10 protein-coding genes are annotated in these 14,962 nt (G+C 71.0%); all 10 read left to right on the top strand.

The window, feature by feature from the left end; all coding sequences use genetic code 11:
• Window positions 1-164 precede the first annotated feature (164 nt).
• Window positions 165-1,847, top strand: a complete 1,683-nt coding sequence (locus ACU6P3_RS12395; RefSeq protein WP_447197860.1) for a beta-N-acetylhexosaminidase — start codon at window positions 165-167, stop codon at window positions 1,845-1,847.
• Between the two features lie 498 nt (window positions 1,848-2,345).
• The gene (locus tag ACU6P3_RS12390; protein ID WP_344280987.1) at window positions 2,346-3,242 is read left to right on the top strand and encodes an FAD binding domain-containing protein; all 897 of its coding nucleotides are present in this window, start codon (window positions 2,346-2,348) and stop codon (window positions 3,240-3,242) included.
• A complete protein-coding gene (locus ACU6P3_RS12385; protein ID WP_447197187.1) occupies window positions 3,239-5,020 on the top strand; it encodes a (2Fe-2S)-binding protein in 1,782 nt (593 codons plus the stop codon). The genes ACU6P3_RS12390 and ACU6P3_RS12385 overlap by 4 nt, the downstream gene beginning before the upstream one ends.
• Complete coding sequence (locus ACU6P3_RS12380) at window positions 5,017-7,326, top strand: xanthine dehydrogenase family protein molybdopterin-binding subunit (RefSeq protein WP_447197186.1); 2,310 nt, start codon at window positions 5,017-5,019, stop codon at window positions 7,324-7,326. Before ACU6P3_RS12385 ends, ACU6P3_RS12380 begins: the two co-directional genes overlap by 4 nt.
• A gap of 100 nt (window positions 7,327-7,426) precedes the next feature.
• Complete coding sequence (locus ACU6P3_RS12375) at window positions 7,427-7,951, top strand: DUF2563 family protein (protein ID WP_447197185.1); 525 nt, start codon at window positions 7,427-7,429, stop codon at window positions 7,949-7,951.
• Window positions 7,952-7,965: 14 nt separating this feature from the next.
• Window positions 7,966-9,447, top strand: coding sequence for a WXG100 family type VII secretion target (locus tag ACU6P3_RS12370; RefSeq protein ID WP_447197184.1), 1,482 nt, complete (start codon window positions 7,966-7,968; stop codon window positions 9,445-9,447).
• Window positions 9,448-9,453: 6 nt separating this feature from the next.
• Entirely contained in the window at window positions 9,454-10,914 is a 1,461-nt protein-coding gene (gene mycP, locus ACU6P3_RS12365; RefSeq protein ID WP_447197183.1) for a type VII secretion-associated serine protease mycosin, read from the top strand.
• A gap of 243 nt (window positions 10,915-11,157) precedes the next feature.
• The gene (locus tag ACU6P3_RS12360; protein ID WP_158712335.1) at window positions 11,158-11,739 is read left to right on the top strand and encodes a DUF2563 family protein; all 582 of its coding nucleotides are present in this window, start codon (window positions 11,158-11,160) and stop codon (window positions 11,737-11,739) included.
• Window positions 11,740-11,852: 113 nt separating this feature from the next.
• Entirely contained in the window at window positions 11,853-13,277 is a 1,425-nt protein-coding gene (locus ACU6P3_RS12355; RefSeq protein WP_447197182.1) for a WXG100 family type VII secretion target, read from the top strand.
• A 16-nt stretch (window positions 13,278-13,293) separates the two neighbouring features.
• The gene (gene mycP / locus ACU6P3_RS12350) at window positions 13,294-14,517 is read left to right on the top strand and encodes a type VII secretion-associated serine protease mycosin (RefSeq protein WP_447197181.1); all 1,224 of its coding nucleotides are present in this window, start codon (window positions 13,294-13,296) and stop codon (window positions 14,515-14,517) included.
• Window positions 14,518-14,962 lie beyond the last annotated feature (445 nt).

Here is a 14,962-nt window from a genome sequence, read left to right as displayed (position 1 = left end):
ACGGACGGGCGGGACAGACTCGGAAGGCGGGACACACCGGAAGGCAGGACAGCCCCGGAAAGACCGGCGGACCGGGGGTCCGGCGCCGAATATCGGCGGCGCTGCACGAAAGACCTGTCAAGGACGAGAGACGAGAACGGACAAGAACGGACGTGATGGACCTCATGGACCTGATTCCCGACCCCCGGCACACCTGGCCGGCGCCGCGCGCCGCGGACGGCTTCCCGATCGACGGCGATACGGCCGTCGAGACGGGCCCCGGAACGGAAGGCGTCGCCCGGTGGTTCCGCGCGGCCATCGGGGGCGCCACCGGTCTCCCCTTCCCGGAGGCCGCCGGCGGCGACAACCGGATCGCGCTGTCCATCAGCCCTGACGTCGCCCGCGAACTGGGCGGCGAGGGCTACCGCCTCACCGTCGACGACCACACGGTCCAGATGGCCGGCGGCAGCGCGGCCGGCGTCTTCTGGGCGGCGCAGACCTTCCGCCAGATGCTCGGCCCGGACGCCTACCGCGTGGCCCCGATCGACCCCGGACGCGCCTGGTCCGTGCCGACCGGGGTCATCGAGGACGCGCCCCGCTTCGGCTGGCGGGGCATGATGCTCGACGTGGCGCGCCACTTCATGCCCAAGGACGGCGTCCTGCGCTATCTGGACCTGCTCGCCGCCCACAAGCTGAACGTCCTTCATTTCCACCTCACCGACGACCAGGGCTGGCGCGTCGAGATCAAGAGCCGGCCCCGACTGACCGGCATCGGGGCCTGGCGTCCGCGCACCAAATGGGGGCACCGCGCCTCGGACCTCTGGGACGAGAAGCCGCACGGCGGTTACTACACCCAGGACGACATCCGCGAGATCGTCGCGTACGCCGCCGAGCGGCATATCACCGTCGTCCCCGAAATCGAGATCCCGGGGCATTCGCAGGCGGCCATCGCCGCGTATCCGGAACTCGGCAACCGTGATGTCATCGACACGTCCTCCCTCACCGTCTGGGACACCTGGGGCGTCAGCGAAAACCTACTCGCCCCCACTGACAACACCCTTCGGTTCTACGAGGAGGTCTTCGAGGAAGTCCTCGGACTCTTCCCTTCCCCTTTCGTCCACATCGGCGGCGACGAGTGCCCGAAGGGCCAGTGGAAGGAGTCCGCCGTCGCCCAGGCCCGGATCCAGGAGCTGGGCCTGTCCGGCGAGGACGAGCTCCAGTACTGGTTCGTCCGGCACTTCGACCGCTGGCTCGCGGCGCGCGGCCGGCGGCTGATCGGCTGGGACGAGATCCTGGAGGGCGGCCCGGGCGACGGGACCGGGTCGCGGGCCGGTGCCCTGGAGCCGGGCGCCGCCGTCTCGTCCTGGCGCGGCTACGCGGGCGGAATCGCCGCCGCACGGGCGGGACATGACGTCGTCATGTGCCCGGAACAGCAGGTTTACCTGGACCACCGGCAGGCGGCCGGCCCCGGCGAGCCGATGCCCATCGGTTACGTCCGCACGCTGGAGGACGTCTACCGCTTCGAACCCGTGCCCCCGGAGCTCACCGAGGCGGAGGCGGCACACGTCCTGGGCGCCCAGGCCAACGTCTGGACCGAGGTGATGCAGGACCGTTCCCGCGTCGACTACCAGGTCTTCCCGCGCCTGGCCGCCTTCGCCGAGGTCGCCTGGTCCGCCCTGCCCGCCCCGGCCGAGCGGGACTTCGCCGATTTCGAGCAGCGCATGGCCGAGCACTACCGGCGCCTCGACGCACTCGGGGTCGAATACCGGCCGCCCGGCGGCCCGTTGCCGTGGCAGCGCAGGCCGGCCCCCGACGGGAACGACGCCGGCCTCGGACGCCCGATCGAAGGGCCGCCCCCGAACGTGTGAGTCCGGCCCGGAGCCCTACTCCGCGGGCCGGTCCGTGGGCGCGGCCACGAGCCCCGCCCACGGCCACCGGCCCTGTGCCCGCGTTCAGGGCCCCACCCGTGCGTCCTGACCCGGGGCACGGGGCACGCGGGGCACGGGGCACGGGGCAGTGGCTCCGGCCCGCGGCTCCCGCCCGTGGCTCCCTCTCAACGCTCCTGGCCGGGGCCCAGGTTCGCTCCTGGCCGAAATCCCGGTTCCCTCCCGGACGCGTGAACCCCCGCGATCTTGGTAATCGGTAGGGATAAGTCGCATGAGGAGCGGCGAAGTGTGGCATTCCGTATGTGACGGGTAAGGGGTGCGAAAACGGACCTTCCTCCTGGTGGGGGACGGATGCGTCCTTCGTGGACCCTCGCGTCGGACGGCCCGGAAGATGTGCCAGAGTTGCCACGTCCGGGCTGTGAGCACGTACGGTACGGCAACACAGGCGGGACACCGGGACACCGGAAAGGGGCAGCTGGGTTGACCACGCACGCACCGCAGACGGCGCACTCCGTGACGCTTCCGGCCTCGCTGGACGAGGCCGTGGCGGCGCTCACCGCGATGCCCGCCGCCGTGCCCGTCGCGGGCGGCACCGATCTGATGGCGGCCGTCAACAAGGGCCTCCTGCGGCCCGCAGGACTCGTCGGCCTCGGCCGCATCAGCGAGCTGCGCGGCTGGCACTACCAGGACGGCCACGCCGTACTCGGTGCCGGACTGACCCACGCGCGCATGGGCAGGCCCGACTTCGCCGCCCTCATCCCCGCGCTCGCCGCGTCCGCGCGCGCGGCCGGCCCGCCCCAGATCCGTAACGCGGGCACGCTCGGCGGCAACATCGCCAGCGCCGCGCCCACCGGTGACGCGCTGCCCGTCCTGGCCGCCCTGGAGGCCGACCTTGTCGTCGCGGGCCCCGGCGGCGCGCGCCGCGAGGTCCCCGTCTCCCATCTGCTGGCGGGTCGCGAGATGCTGGCCCCCGCCGAACTGATCGGCTTCGTACGGGTACCGCTACTGCACGCCCCGCAGGTCTTCCTCAAGGCGACCGGACGCACCGGCCCCGGCCGGGCCACCGCGTCCGTCGCCGTCGTGCTCGACCCGGCGCGGCGCGGGGTGCGCTGCGCGGTCGGGGCCATCGCGCCGATGCCCCTGCGCCCGCTGGACGCGGAGCGCTGGATCGCCTCGCTGATCGACTGGGACGGCGTGCGGGGACTGGCGCCGGAGGCCCTCGCCGCGTTCGGGGAGTACGTCGCGGCCGCCTGTATCCCGGACCCGCCGCCACCGGCGGACGGGACGGAGGTCCCCCCGCCGTCGCCGGCCGTACTGCACCTGCGGCGCACCGTCGCCGCGCTGGCCCGACGAGCACTGGGGAGGGCGCTGTCGTGACCACCAATGAGAACTCCGGCTCGGGCGCGGGGCAGGGGCCCGGCCCCCACGGCGAACCGGGCACGCCCGGCATTCCCGAGGGGCACGGCGGCTGGCAGCCGATCCCGCACGGCGGCGATTACGACGCGGAGGCGACCGCGTTCGTACAGCTGCCTCCGGAGGACACCTACGACGCGCCGCTGGCCGCCCCCGGACACGGCTACGTACCGCCGCACATCACGACGCCGACGGTGGACCCGTCGGCCGTCGACCCGTCGGCCGGGGCCGGTCCGTCCTACGGAGGCGGCTGGGTGGCGCAGCCCCCGGCGGCCGGGGAGGGCGGCGCGCAATGGCCGGATCCGCAGGCGATGGGCGGCTACGGCCCGCAGGGAACGCAGGGAACGGGCCAGTGGAACGTCGCGGCCGACGAGCCGGGCCCGGTCGGCGATCCGGGCCTGGCCGGCGGCCCGGGTACGGACGGCGGCGGCCCGCCGGCCGGTGGCGGTACGGAGGGCGGCTCCGACCTGACCGGCCGGTGGACGATCCCGGTCGCCCAGGGCGACCTCCCGGACGAGTCGGGGGAGTTCAGCACCTCGGTCCTGGCCGCCCAGTGGGGCGGCGGCCCGGCGGCCACGCTTCCCGGGAGTACCGCCGAGCCGTGGTCGGACCCGTACGGAACCGGCGCGGACCAGCAGCCGTACGTACCGGGTGCGGGAGCGGACGGCGGCCCGGGGCCGGAGACCGGTTCCGTGCCCCTTCCCGGTCTCGTACCGGACCAGGAGTACGGGCACGGGCCCGGCCCCGCGCCGGTGCCGGGGCAGGAGTTCGCGTACGGGCCGGGGGCCCCGGCCGAGGCGGAACCGGCACACGGCCCGCAGGAGGACGCGCCGCGGGAAGCCGTGACCCACGAGGCGGTGCCGCACGAGGCCGTGCCGCACGAGGCGGTGTCGGGCACCGCTCCCGAGGTGGCCGCGTCCGAAACGGCCGGCGCCGACGTCCCCGCGCCCCCGGTGCCCGGCCAGGACCCGGCCGCGCCGGGAGCCGCCGTGCCGGAGGAGCCCGCTCCGGGCGGCGCCCCGGTGGAAGCCCCCGCTCCTGACGCGTCCGCTCCGGACACATCCGTTCCGGACACATCCGTTCCGGACACCGCGGGCCCGGCGGCCGCGGCCGGGTTCGACCCCGCCCCGCTGACCACCAGCGGCGACAGCGTGGAACACCCCTCCGGCTCGTACGTGCTGCGCGTCAACGGCACCGACCGGCCCGTCACGGACGCCTGGATCGGCGAGTCGCTGCTGTACGTGCTCCGCGAGCGGCTCGGCCTCGCGGGAGCCAAGGACGGCTGCTCACAGGGCGAGTGCGGCGCGTGCAACGTCCAGGTGGACGGCCGGCTGGTCGCCTCCTGCCTCGTACCCGCCGCCACGGCCGCCGGTTCCGAGGTCCGTACGGTCGAGGGCCTGGCCGTCGACGGCGAACCGTCCGACGTCCAGCGCGCCCTGGCCAAGTGCGGCGCGGTGCAGTGCGGCTTCTGCATCCCGGGCATGGCCATGACCGTCCACGACCTGCTGGAGGGCAACCACGCCCCCAGCGAACTGGAAACCCGTCAGGCGCTCTGCGGCAACCTGTGCCGCTGCTCCGGCTACCGGGGCGTCCTCGACGCGGTGAGCGAAGTCGTCGCCGAACGCACGGCGAGCGCGGAGGCCGCCGCCGCGGCCCCCGAGGAAGCACGGATCCCGCACCAGGCACCCCCAGGGGCCGGCAGCGTCCAGCCCCCGCACTCGCCCGACGGAGGCATGGCGTGAGCAACGACGTGGCCACCGAGGCCCCCACGCCGGCCGGCCCCGAACAGGAGGCGCCCGCGCACGGACTCGGCGCGTCCCTGGCCCCGGCCGACGCGCGCGCGAAGACCGAGGGCACGTTCCCGTACGCGTCCGACCTGTGGGCCGAGGGCCTGCTGTGGGCGGCGGTCCTGCGCTCCCCGCACCCGCACGCCCGGATCGTCTCGATCGACACGGCGGCGGCGGCGGGCATGCCCGGCGTCCGAGCGGTCGTCACGCACGAGGACGTGCCCGGCGACCCGTCGTACGGGCGGCGGATCGCGGACCGCCCGGTGTTCGCCGCCGAGCTCGTACGGCACCACGGCGAGGCCATCGCGGCGGTCGCCGCCGACCACCCCGACACGGCCCGCCTGGCGGCGGCGGCGATCGCCGTCGAGTACGACGTGCTGGAGCCGGTGACGGACCCGGAGAAGGCGTTCGCGGCCGAGCCGCTGCACCCCGAGGGGAACCTGATCCGGCACATCCCACTGAGCTACGGCGACCCGGCTGCCACCGGCGAGGTGGTGGTCGAGGGCCTCTACCGCATCGGGCGTCAGGACCCGGCGCCCATCGGCGCCGAGGCAGCGCTCGCGGTGCCGAGACCGGACGGCGGGGTGGAGATCTACACCGCCTCCACCGACCCGCACACCGACCGCGACCTGGCCGCCGCCTGCTTCGGGCTGGACCCCGAGCGGGTCAAGATCGTCGTCACCGGGGTCCCGGGCGCGACGGGCGACCGGGAGGACCCCGGCTTCCAGATCCCGCTCGGACTGCTCGCGATGCGCACGGGCTGCCCGGTCAAGCTGGCCGCGACCCGGGAGGAGTCCTTCCTGGGCCACGCGCACCGCCACCCGACCCTGCTGCGCTACCGCCACCACGCGGACACCGAGGGCCGGCTGGTGAAGGTCGAGGCCCAGATCCTGCTGGACGCGGGCGCGTACGCGGACGACTCGGCGGAATCGCTCGCGGCGGCGGTGTCCTTCGCGTGCGGCCCCTATGTCGTACCGCACGCCTTCATCGAGGGCTGGGCCGTACGCACCAACAACCCGCCGTCCGGCCATGTGCGGGGCGAGGGCGCGATGCAGGTGTGCGCGGCGTACGAGGGCCAGATGGACAAACTGGCCGCCAAGCTGGGCCTCGACCCGGCCGAACTGCGGCTCCGCAACGTCCTGGCCACCGGCGACATCCTGCCCACCAGCCAGACGGTGACCTGCCCGGCGCCGGTGGCGGAACTGCTCCAGGCCGTTCGGGAACACCCGTTGCCGCCGCTGCCCAAGGACACCCCGGAAGAGGCCTGGCTGCTGCCCGGCGGCCCGGAGGGCGCGGGCGAACCGGGCGCTGTCCGGCGCGGCGTCGGCTACGGGATCGGCATGGTCCACATGCTCGGCGCCGAGGGCGCGGACGAGGTCTCCACGGCCACGGTGAAGGTGCACGACGGCGTGGCCACGGTCATCTGCGCGGCCGTCGAGACGGGACAGGGATTCACCACGCTGGCCCGGCAGATCGTCCAGGAGACCCTGGGCATCGAAGAGGTCCACGTCGCCCCGGTCGACACGGACCAGCCCCCGGCGGGCCCGGCGGCCCACGGCCGGCACACCTGGGTCTCGGGCGGGGCGGTGGAGCGGGCGGCCAAGATGGTCCGTACGCAGCTGCTCCAGCCGCTGGCCCACAAGTTCGGCATGTCCACGGAGCTGCTCCAGATCACCGACGGCAAGATCACCTCGTACGACGGCGTGCTGTCCACGACGGTGACGGAGGCGATGGACGGCAAGGAACTGTGGGCGACGGCCCAGTGCCGCCCCCACCCCACCGAGCCCCTGGACGAGTCGGGTCAGGGCGACGCCTTCGTGGGTCTCGCCTTCTGCGCGATCCGAGCGGTCGTCGACGTCGACATCGAGCTCGGCTCGGTGCGCGTGGTCGAGATGGCCGTGGCCCAGGACGTCGGCCGGATCCTGAACCCCGCCCAGCTCGCGACCCGTATCGAGGCGGGCGTCACCCAGGGCATCGGCACGGCCCTCACGGAGAACCTCCGCACCACCCGCGGCCTGATCCGCCGCCCGGACCTCACGGGCTACGCCCTGCCGACCGCGCTGGACGCCCCGGACATCCGCATCGTCAAACTCATCGAGGAACGCGACGTGGTGGCCCCCTTCGGCGCCAAACCCGCCAGCGCGGCCCCGGTGGTGGCCTCCCCGGCGGCCGTGGCCTCAGCGGTCCGCGCCGCGACGGGCCGCCCGGTCAGCCGCCTCCCGATCCGCCCGCAGGCGGCGGTGGCGGTACCGAATTCGTAGTGGTGCGATCCCCGTCGCGCGTGCCAGCCTGGGGGTGTGGTGTGTCGGAGGCGCTCGTTAAGCTTGCCTCGGCAGCCATGAGCGTAACGGGGAGGCAGCTGTGGCGGAGAACAACGGGGTGGGCGGACTCTGGGGAGGGATCCTCGGCGCGGTCAGCGCCGTTCAGGACCTCATCTACGAGGCCGGTGAACTGGAGTCCTTCAAGAAGCGGGTCGATGAACTGCTGACCGAGTTCAAGGAGTCGCCGGCGGCTCCGGACAGGGTGGGCGAGGACCGCCTGAAGCGGTCCCAGCTCGGAGGCGCGGGATTCCAGGAAGCGGACTTCCTGTACACGGCGTACGACACGGTTCACACCGAGCTGGAGAACCTCTCGAAGGTCCTGGGGCTGCAAATAGAGAGCATGTACCTCGCCGTGCGCGCTTCGGGACAGGACTACGACAGTCTCGACGAGGACATCCGACGGCGGATGCGTACGCTGAACGCCGAGATCACGGAGCACTACGACAGGGACCGCGATCCGACCAGGAACGAGCCCCGGCGTGGTGAGGAAGACTCGGAGACGCGGGCCCAGCGGGCCGACGGGGGCGGCAACAGCGGTGGCTACGAGTCACCGGACGGTCAGTGACGGGGGAATGAGACATGGGTGAGCAGACCGGCGGAACGCCCGGAGACACACCTTTCGACTCGATGACACACGCGGAGCTGCGGGCTCTGCTGTCGCCCGCCAGCAAGGAAACGGCGATGGCGCTCGCCGAGAAGCTGGAGAAGGCGGCCCAGAAGATCAGCGAGATCGGCGAAGACCTCAAGACGCGTGTCTCGATCCTGAGGTGGGAGGGCGATGCCGGTCAGAGCTTCCGTGAATGGGGCGACCAGACCGCCAACGCCACGATCAACCTGGCCAGTTACACACAGAACGCCAGCAAGTGGATGACTCAGGTCACGCAGGCGATCGCCGAGGCCCATCTGAACATGCCTCCGGCGTCCGAGACGGAGGAAGCCGAGGAATCCCTGCGGACCGCGAGGGAGAACTACACCGCGGCCACCACGGGGCCCGGGAAGAAGGACACTGACGCGCGGACGGTGGCCACGACGTCGAGGGCGGACATGACGAGCGCCCAGGCGTCGATCGACGCGACGCGAGCGGAGGCCGCGCGGCAGTTGCGCAAGTTGGCGCAGACGTATGTGCTGTCGGCCAACCAGGTCAACAAGGAGCCGGTGCCGACGTTTCCGCCTCCGGCCATGTACTTGGGCGACGACTGGCGTCAGTCTGAGGCCTACAAGTCCCAGCCGGGAAAGACCTACGGTGGTTCTTCGTCCGGCTCAGGGGGCGTTGCGGCCTATGCGAGCCGGGCCGGTGCCGGTGGCTCGAGCGGCGATTACGTGGTGTCTGGTGAGATGGATGGCGTCGCCAGCGGAGGAGGCGGGGCGACCATCCCGAGTCGAACGCCGGTCTCCATGGAAATCGACAGCTTGGCCCCGCTTCCGGAGGCGCCCACAACGACGCCTATAACGCCGGTGACCGGCCAGCCGATTGGCAAGCAGGACACCACGCCGCCGGTTCCCGGATTGATACCGCCCACGTTCAGGGGCTCTCAGCCTCCGTCGGTGCCCGGCCTTACGGGCAACGTGCGTCCGGTGACTGGAGGACGGGGTCCGGTTGTTCCAGGGGGCGGAGGGAATCTGCGCGCGCCGGCGGGCCGGGAGACAGGCATCGTCGGCGGCCGTCCGGTGCCGCCCAACTCGGGAAAGCCCGCAGGCGGGATCCCGCGAGGCACCGTTGTCGGGGGCGAAACGTCCCAAGGGCGTGCGCCTATGGGCCGAGGCATGACGCCGGGGATGCCCGGAGCGGGCGGGGGCAGTGCGAGTCAGGGCGGCCTCACCGGCGGGCGGCGGCTGGCTTCGGAGAGCGGCGGCGTCGTCGGTGGGCGGAACCAGCGGCCGGGGGCGAACCCGGGGCGTGCGTTCACCCCAGGTGGTTCTGGTCTGATTCGCGGTGGGCGTGGGCCGGTACGCGCCCATGACGAGGAAGAGCAGAGTGGAGAGCGTCCCGACTACCTGGTCGAGGACGAGGAGACCTGGCAGCAGGGCAACCGGCGGATCGTGCCGCCTGTTGTCGACTGATCTCGTATGAATTGGCTTGAGGGGAAAATGCGCATCAACTCCGAGCGGTCGACAGCTGCAAGGGCCGCTGCGTCGGCCGCTCTGGGGTTGGTGTTGCTGGCGGTCGGAGCAACTCCCGCTCATGCCGAGACGGTGCGAGAACAGCAGTGGCACCTGGACGCCATGCAAGCCGACGAGATCTGGAAGATCAGTACGGGGCGCGGGGTTACCGTCGCCGTCCTCGACTCTGGTGTCGACGACGCAATCCCTGATCTTCAAGGGCAAGTGCTTGATGGAAAGGATTTTTCACGCCTGGAGGGTGACGAGCACCGGGACATCGACAACCACGGTACAGGGATGGCCGCTCTTATCGCGGGGACAGGGAAACGCGGGCCGGTGCAAGGCTCCTACGGACTGGCGCCGGGAAGCAAGATCCTTCCCGTTCGGGTCCAGTACGCCAAGGAGAGGTGGGGCGGCGAGGGTGCCAAGGAGACGTACGCGGGAGCAATGAGCAAGGCCATCCGTTTCGCTGCGGATTCGGAGGCGAAGGTTATTAATGTTTCGGTGGGTAACAATAGGGGTGACTCTCCTGAACTCGCTGCAGCGGTAAAGTACGCTCTTGGAAAGAACAAGCTGATCTTCGCGGCTGTCGGCAACAGTGGCGACACGCGGAACGAGGTCGAATACCCGGCGGGCACGCCGGGCGTAGTCGGCGTTGGTGGGCTGGATAGGAAAGCCGCGCGACTGAGCCAGTCCCAATATGGGCCTCAAGTGGACCTCTCCGCACCCGGCGAGGAAATCACCAACGCTTGTACGGGCGGTACGCAGCTCTGTGAAGGAAGCGGCACGAGCTCTGCCACCGCCCTCGCTTCCGCCTCCGCCGCCCTCATCTGGTCCAAGCACCCCGACTGGACCAACAATCAGGTGCTGCGCGTCATGCTCAACACCGCCAGCGGCGTCAAGGGTGGCGACAGGCGAAGCGACCAGGTCGGTTACGGCGCTGTACGTCCCCTCCTCGCACTGACTAATCCGGGGGACCCAGGACCGGCCGGTGAGTATCCGCTCCCCGACCTCAAGGAGGCGGCTGCCGCATCGCCGTCACCCAACGCCTCCGAGGCGGCAGGCGATTCCAGCACCGACGAGGAGAATCCCGCGGAGGCAGCCGCTTCCGACGAAGGCGGTGGCACAGGGCTGTGGATCGGGCTCGGCGTTGGCGCGGCTCTGCTCATCGGCGGAGCTGTCGCGGTGGCTGTAGTCCGCTCCCGCCGCAGGGCCGCGCTCTCGTCGCAACAGCCGACGGCCCCGCCCTTCTCCCCGTACCAGCAGCAGCCCTACCAACACCAGCCCTACCAACACCAGCCCTACCAGCACCAGCAGACCAACCCGCCGTATCCGCCCTACGACGGCTCGCCTCACCACCCCGGCTCGCCGCCGCAGACTCCTCCCGCCCACCCCCAGGGACCTGGCTCACAGGGCTTCACCAGCTGAGCCGTGCCCTGTGTGAGTCGGCCGGTGGCACCAGCCGGGGCCGAGGCAGCCCGGATCCAGGCCCGGATACGGAACCACCGGGGAGGCGCTCGTTCGGCCTGCGCACGCGGGTCGGCGCATGCGGGCCGCACGCGGAAGAGGGTTGGCGGCTGGGACCGTGCGCATCGGTGTCATAAGAGGTCAACGGCCGTATCCGAGGTCGTTAAGGTAAGGGGTCGATGTGCTGGTGCGTGGGGGGAGACCATGTCGATCGCGGGTGGTGGCTGGGGCTGGTCGTCGGGGCCGCTGAGCCCGGAGGAAATCGAGCGCAGGGTGAACAGCCCTGTGGCGACTTCGGTGGTCTACGACCCGGAGTCGATGCGTTCGTTCAAGAACCGGGTGGATGAGCTGATCACCAAGCTCGAGGGTTCACCGGCGGGCCGGAAGAAGGTGGCCGCCGAGCCGCTGGAACGTGGACAGTTCGGCGGTGGAGGGGGCGCCTGGACCGAGGCGGCGGGCCTGTTCACGTCGTACCAGACGGTCATCGACCAGCTGAAGCAGTTGTCCGGGCTGCTGTCGAACTCCCTGGAGGGCATGGGGATCGCGGTCGTGGCGTCGAAGGACGGTTTCGGCCAACTCGACGACGATATCCGTCGGCGCATGCGGATGATCTACCAGAACGCCGAGGAACACTACGATCCGCGGCGCGATCCGCACCCTCCGGAGACTGTGGCGAACGCGAACAAACCGCAGAACGAGCCCAACGAGCCCACCCAGCCCAGCGAGCGCGCCGACGGGTCGAGCCCGGGTGACGCCGGTACGGCCGGGGTCGGCGGGTTCGCGTAATCGGTCGACGGTTCCCGTAGCGGTACGCGGTATGCGGGTTTCCACAGTGGTGGTGGCGCGTCGGGCGGTGCGACGATTACGTCGAGGGGCGCGAAGACGGACGGGGTAGGTGAATGGACCAGCAGAACCGCAGCGGGGGCGGCTCGACCCCCTTCGAGGACATGTCGCACGAGGACATGCTTTCCTGGCTCGACCGAGCCGACAGCGGGGCGGTGCAGGGAGCCGCTGACACGCTGAGCGCGGCGGCCGGCGAGATCCGCGAGATCGCGGAGCAGCTCAAGGCCCGTCCCGAGCGGGTGGAGTGGCAAGGAGAGGGCTACAAGGCGTTCATCGAATGGAGCGCGAGCCTGGCGAGCGCGACGTTCCGGCTGGCGGAGTACAGCGACGGCGCCTCGCAATGGCTGAGCCACGCCTCGAACGCGATCGCCGAGGCGCAGAGCGCGATACCGCGTGATACCGCGGGGGCCAAGGCGAACCTGGCGGCGGCCTTGAACGCGCCCAACGACCCGGATTCGGACCTGGTGATCGGCAGGTCGTCGTCGACGTTGGCGACGGACGCGGAGCGGAACCGCCTGGAGGCGGCGACTCAGATGCGAAGGCTCGCGAACGTGTACGAGCACTCGCAGACGCAGATGGGCAAGCTGGAGGTGCCGACGTTTCAGCCGCCGCCGACGGAGTTCGTGCCGGGTGGGACGGACGGCATCAACAGCTCTCAGGACCGGGCCCCTATCGCGGTTGTCGGCAGTCGCAGCAGTATGGGCGGCGGTGAGGGAAGGACGCACACGATGGACAGAGGGGGCGGTGCCGAGGGTGCGGTGACTCCTGTGGTGCACGTGGACTCATTGTCTCCTGCTCACGTCGCGCGGCCGGAGGTTCCGGTGGCGACTGAGATCGCCAGTGTTGACACACAGCCGCCGACAACTGCGCCTACCGCCACCCCCAACGTTCCGCCAGTCGTCGGTAAAGCAGAGGGTCCTGTGCTTGTGGCACCGACGTTCGGGAGGGGAGGGCTTCCCTCATCGAGCGTTCCGGGCGGTGGACGCTCTACTGGAAGCGCGCGCCTTCCGTCGCTGTTCGGACAGGGAGGGCCTAATGCCGGTCCTACTGGTCGAGCGCCGACTGAACGAGGAATCACCGGCGGTCGTCCCGTCCCGTCTGGTTCTGTGCAGTCCGGAGTTCTCCCGCGCGGAACGGTTGTCGGCGGCGAGGGGGGCGTACACGGTCGTCCGCCGATGGCGCACGGTGCGGGTAGTGGTCTGGGCGGAGGGTCCGGGCAAGGTGGCATGACTGGACGCCGGCTCGCCGGGGAGACCGGGGGCGTCGTTGGGGGGCGTGCCCAGCAGTCCGGACTCACCGGTGGCCGCGCTTTCACCCCCGGTGGCACGGGCCTGGTGCGCGGCGGAGCGACTCCGCGGCGGCCAGGCAAGAAGTCCGAACGTCGGGACGAGGCGTCAGGCGAACGGCCGGACTACCTCGTGGAGGACGAGGAGACCTGGCAGCGGAGCGGTCGGCGCATTGTGCCGCCGGTTATCGACTGATCTCGCAGAAAGCGGTGTGAACAAGCGTATGCGCGCCAGCAACCCCTGGATGGGCCGAAGCTCGGTGATTTTCCTTGCTGCGTTGGGGGCTCTGCTGGCGGCCAGCGTCACGGCCCCGGCCTATGCAGATTCCATCCGCTCCCAGCAATGGCATCTGGATGCCATGAAGGCGGACGAAATCTGGAAAATCACTAAGGGGCGTGGGGTTACTGTTGCGGTGATCGACAGCGGGGTCGACGATACGATTCCTGATTTGCGTGGCCAGGTCCTGAAAGGAAAAGACCTGGCTACGGAGGATGCCGGTGATGAACACATCGACTATGACGGTCATGGCACGGGGATGGCGGGGCTGATCGCTGGTACGGGCGAAAGCAGTGGTGGCGAGGGCGCTTTCGGTCTTGCCCCGGAAGTAAAGATCCTGCCCGTTCGAGTTCCTGGGTCCAGCAGTAACGAAAGTCAGGCGGACGGCGTCAAGCGGTTCAACGCATCAGTCCCGACTGCCATCCGATACGCCGCTGACTCCGGTGCCAAAGTCATCAATATGTCCATCAGGACGTACGAGGGCTCACCTCAAATGACGGAAGCGGTGCGCTATGCCTTGCGCAAGGGGGCCTTGATCTTCGCGGGCACGGGGAACGACGGTGTGTCAACACCGGTTTACCCGGCCAGCACCCCTGGCGTCGTCGGCGTCGGAGCCTTGAGCAAGGACGGAAAGAAGACCAAGGAGTCGCAGTACGGGCCCCAGGTGGACATCTCCGCCCCCGGCGAGGAGATGGTTCACGCCTGCGGCGGTACGACCGGACTGTGCACGTCCCACGGCACCAGCGACGCCACCGCCATCGCCTCCGCCAGCGCCGCTCTGATCTGGTCCAAGCATCCGGACTGGACCAACAACCAGGTCCTCCGGGTCATGCTCAACACCGTCAGCGGCCCCACCGACGGCGTCAAGCGGAACGACTACGTCGGCTACGGTGCCGTCCGGCCGCTGCGTGCGCTCACGACGCCCGGTGATCCCGGGCCCGCGGACGAGTATCCGCTGCCCGATCTGGCCGAGGCCGAGGCGTCGGCGTCATCGTCGGCTGCGGCCGGGGACAACGACGCCCAGGCGGCGCCCTCGACGGCCGCCGCCGAGGCTGACGAGGGCGGCGGCGCCGGTCTGTGGATCGGCGTGGGTGTCGGTGCCGCGGTCGTGCTCGGTGCGGCCGTTGCCGTACCCGTCATACGTTCTCGGCGCGGGTGAGTCTCTGGCGTCCAGCGTTGCGCTCGACGCGCTCGGTCACGCCGGAGCCGGGCCTGAGCCGCGTACCGTGCTCAGGAGACCCGGCAGTGCCGTCAGCGGTCACGCGGCGATGGCGAAGTCACGGTTCCCTTCCCGCAAGCCGCAAGCCGCAAGCCGCAAGCCGCAAGCCGCAAGCCGCGATCCGCAGGCCGCAAGTCGCAAGACGCCGTACGGAACCGGCCTTCAGAGGCGTACCGAACCGAGCCCGGGGCATCGCGGAAACCGCGGCCCCGTGTCCGCGCGCCCGCCGGGTCGGGGCACCGCTCAGAAGGCGCCACTCCGGCCCCCACTCCGGGCCCGGCCGCGCCGCCTCGCCGTGACGGGTGTGTATCAAGAGGCGGACGGCGTTCGCGGGGCGTTGCTCACGCAACCTGTGGGCCCGTAAAGTCGGCGCCGTCGACCGTGG

The organism is Streptomyces hebeiensis (assembly GCF_052983195.1).
Note: the sequence above shows the minus strand (reverse complement) of the source record. Positions and strands in the feature narration are given on the sequence as shown.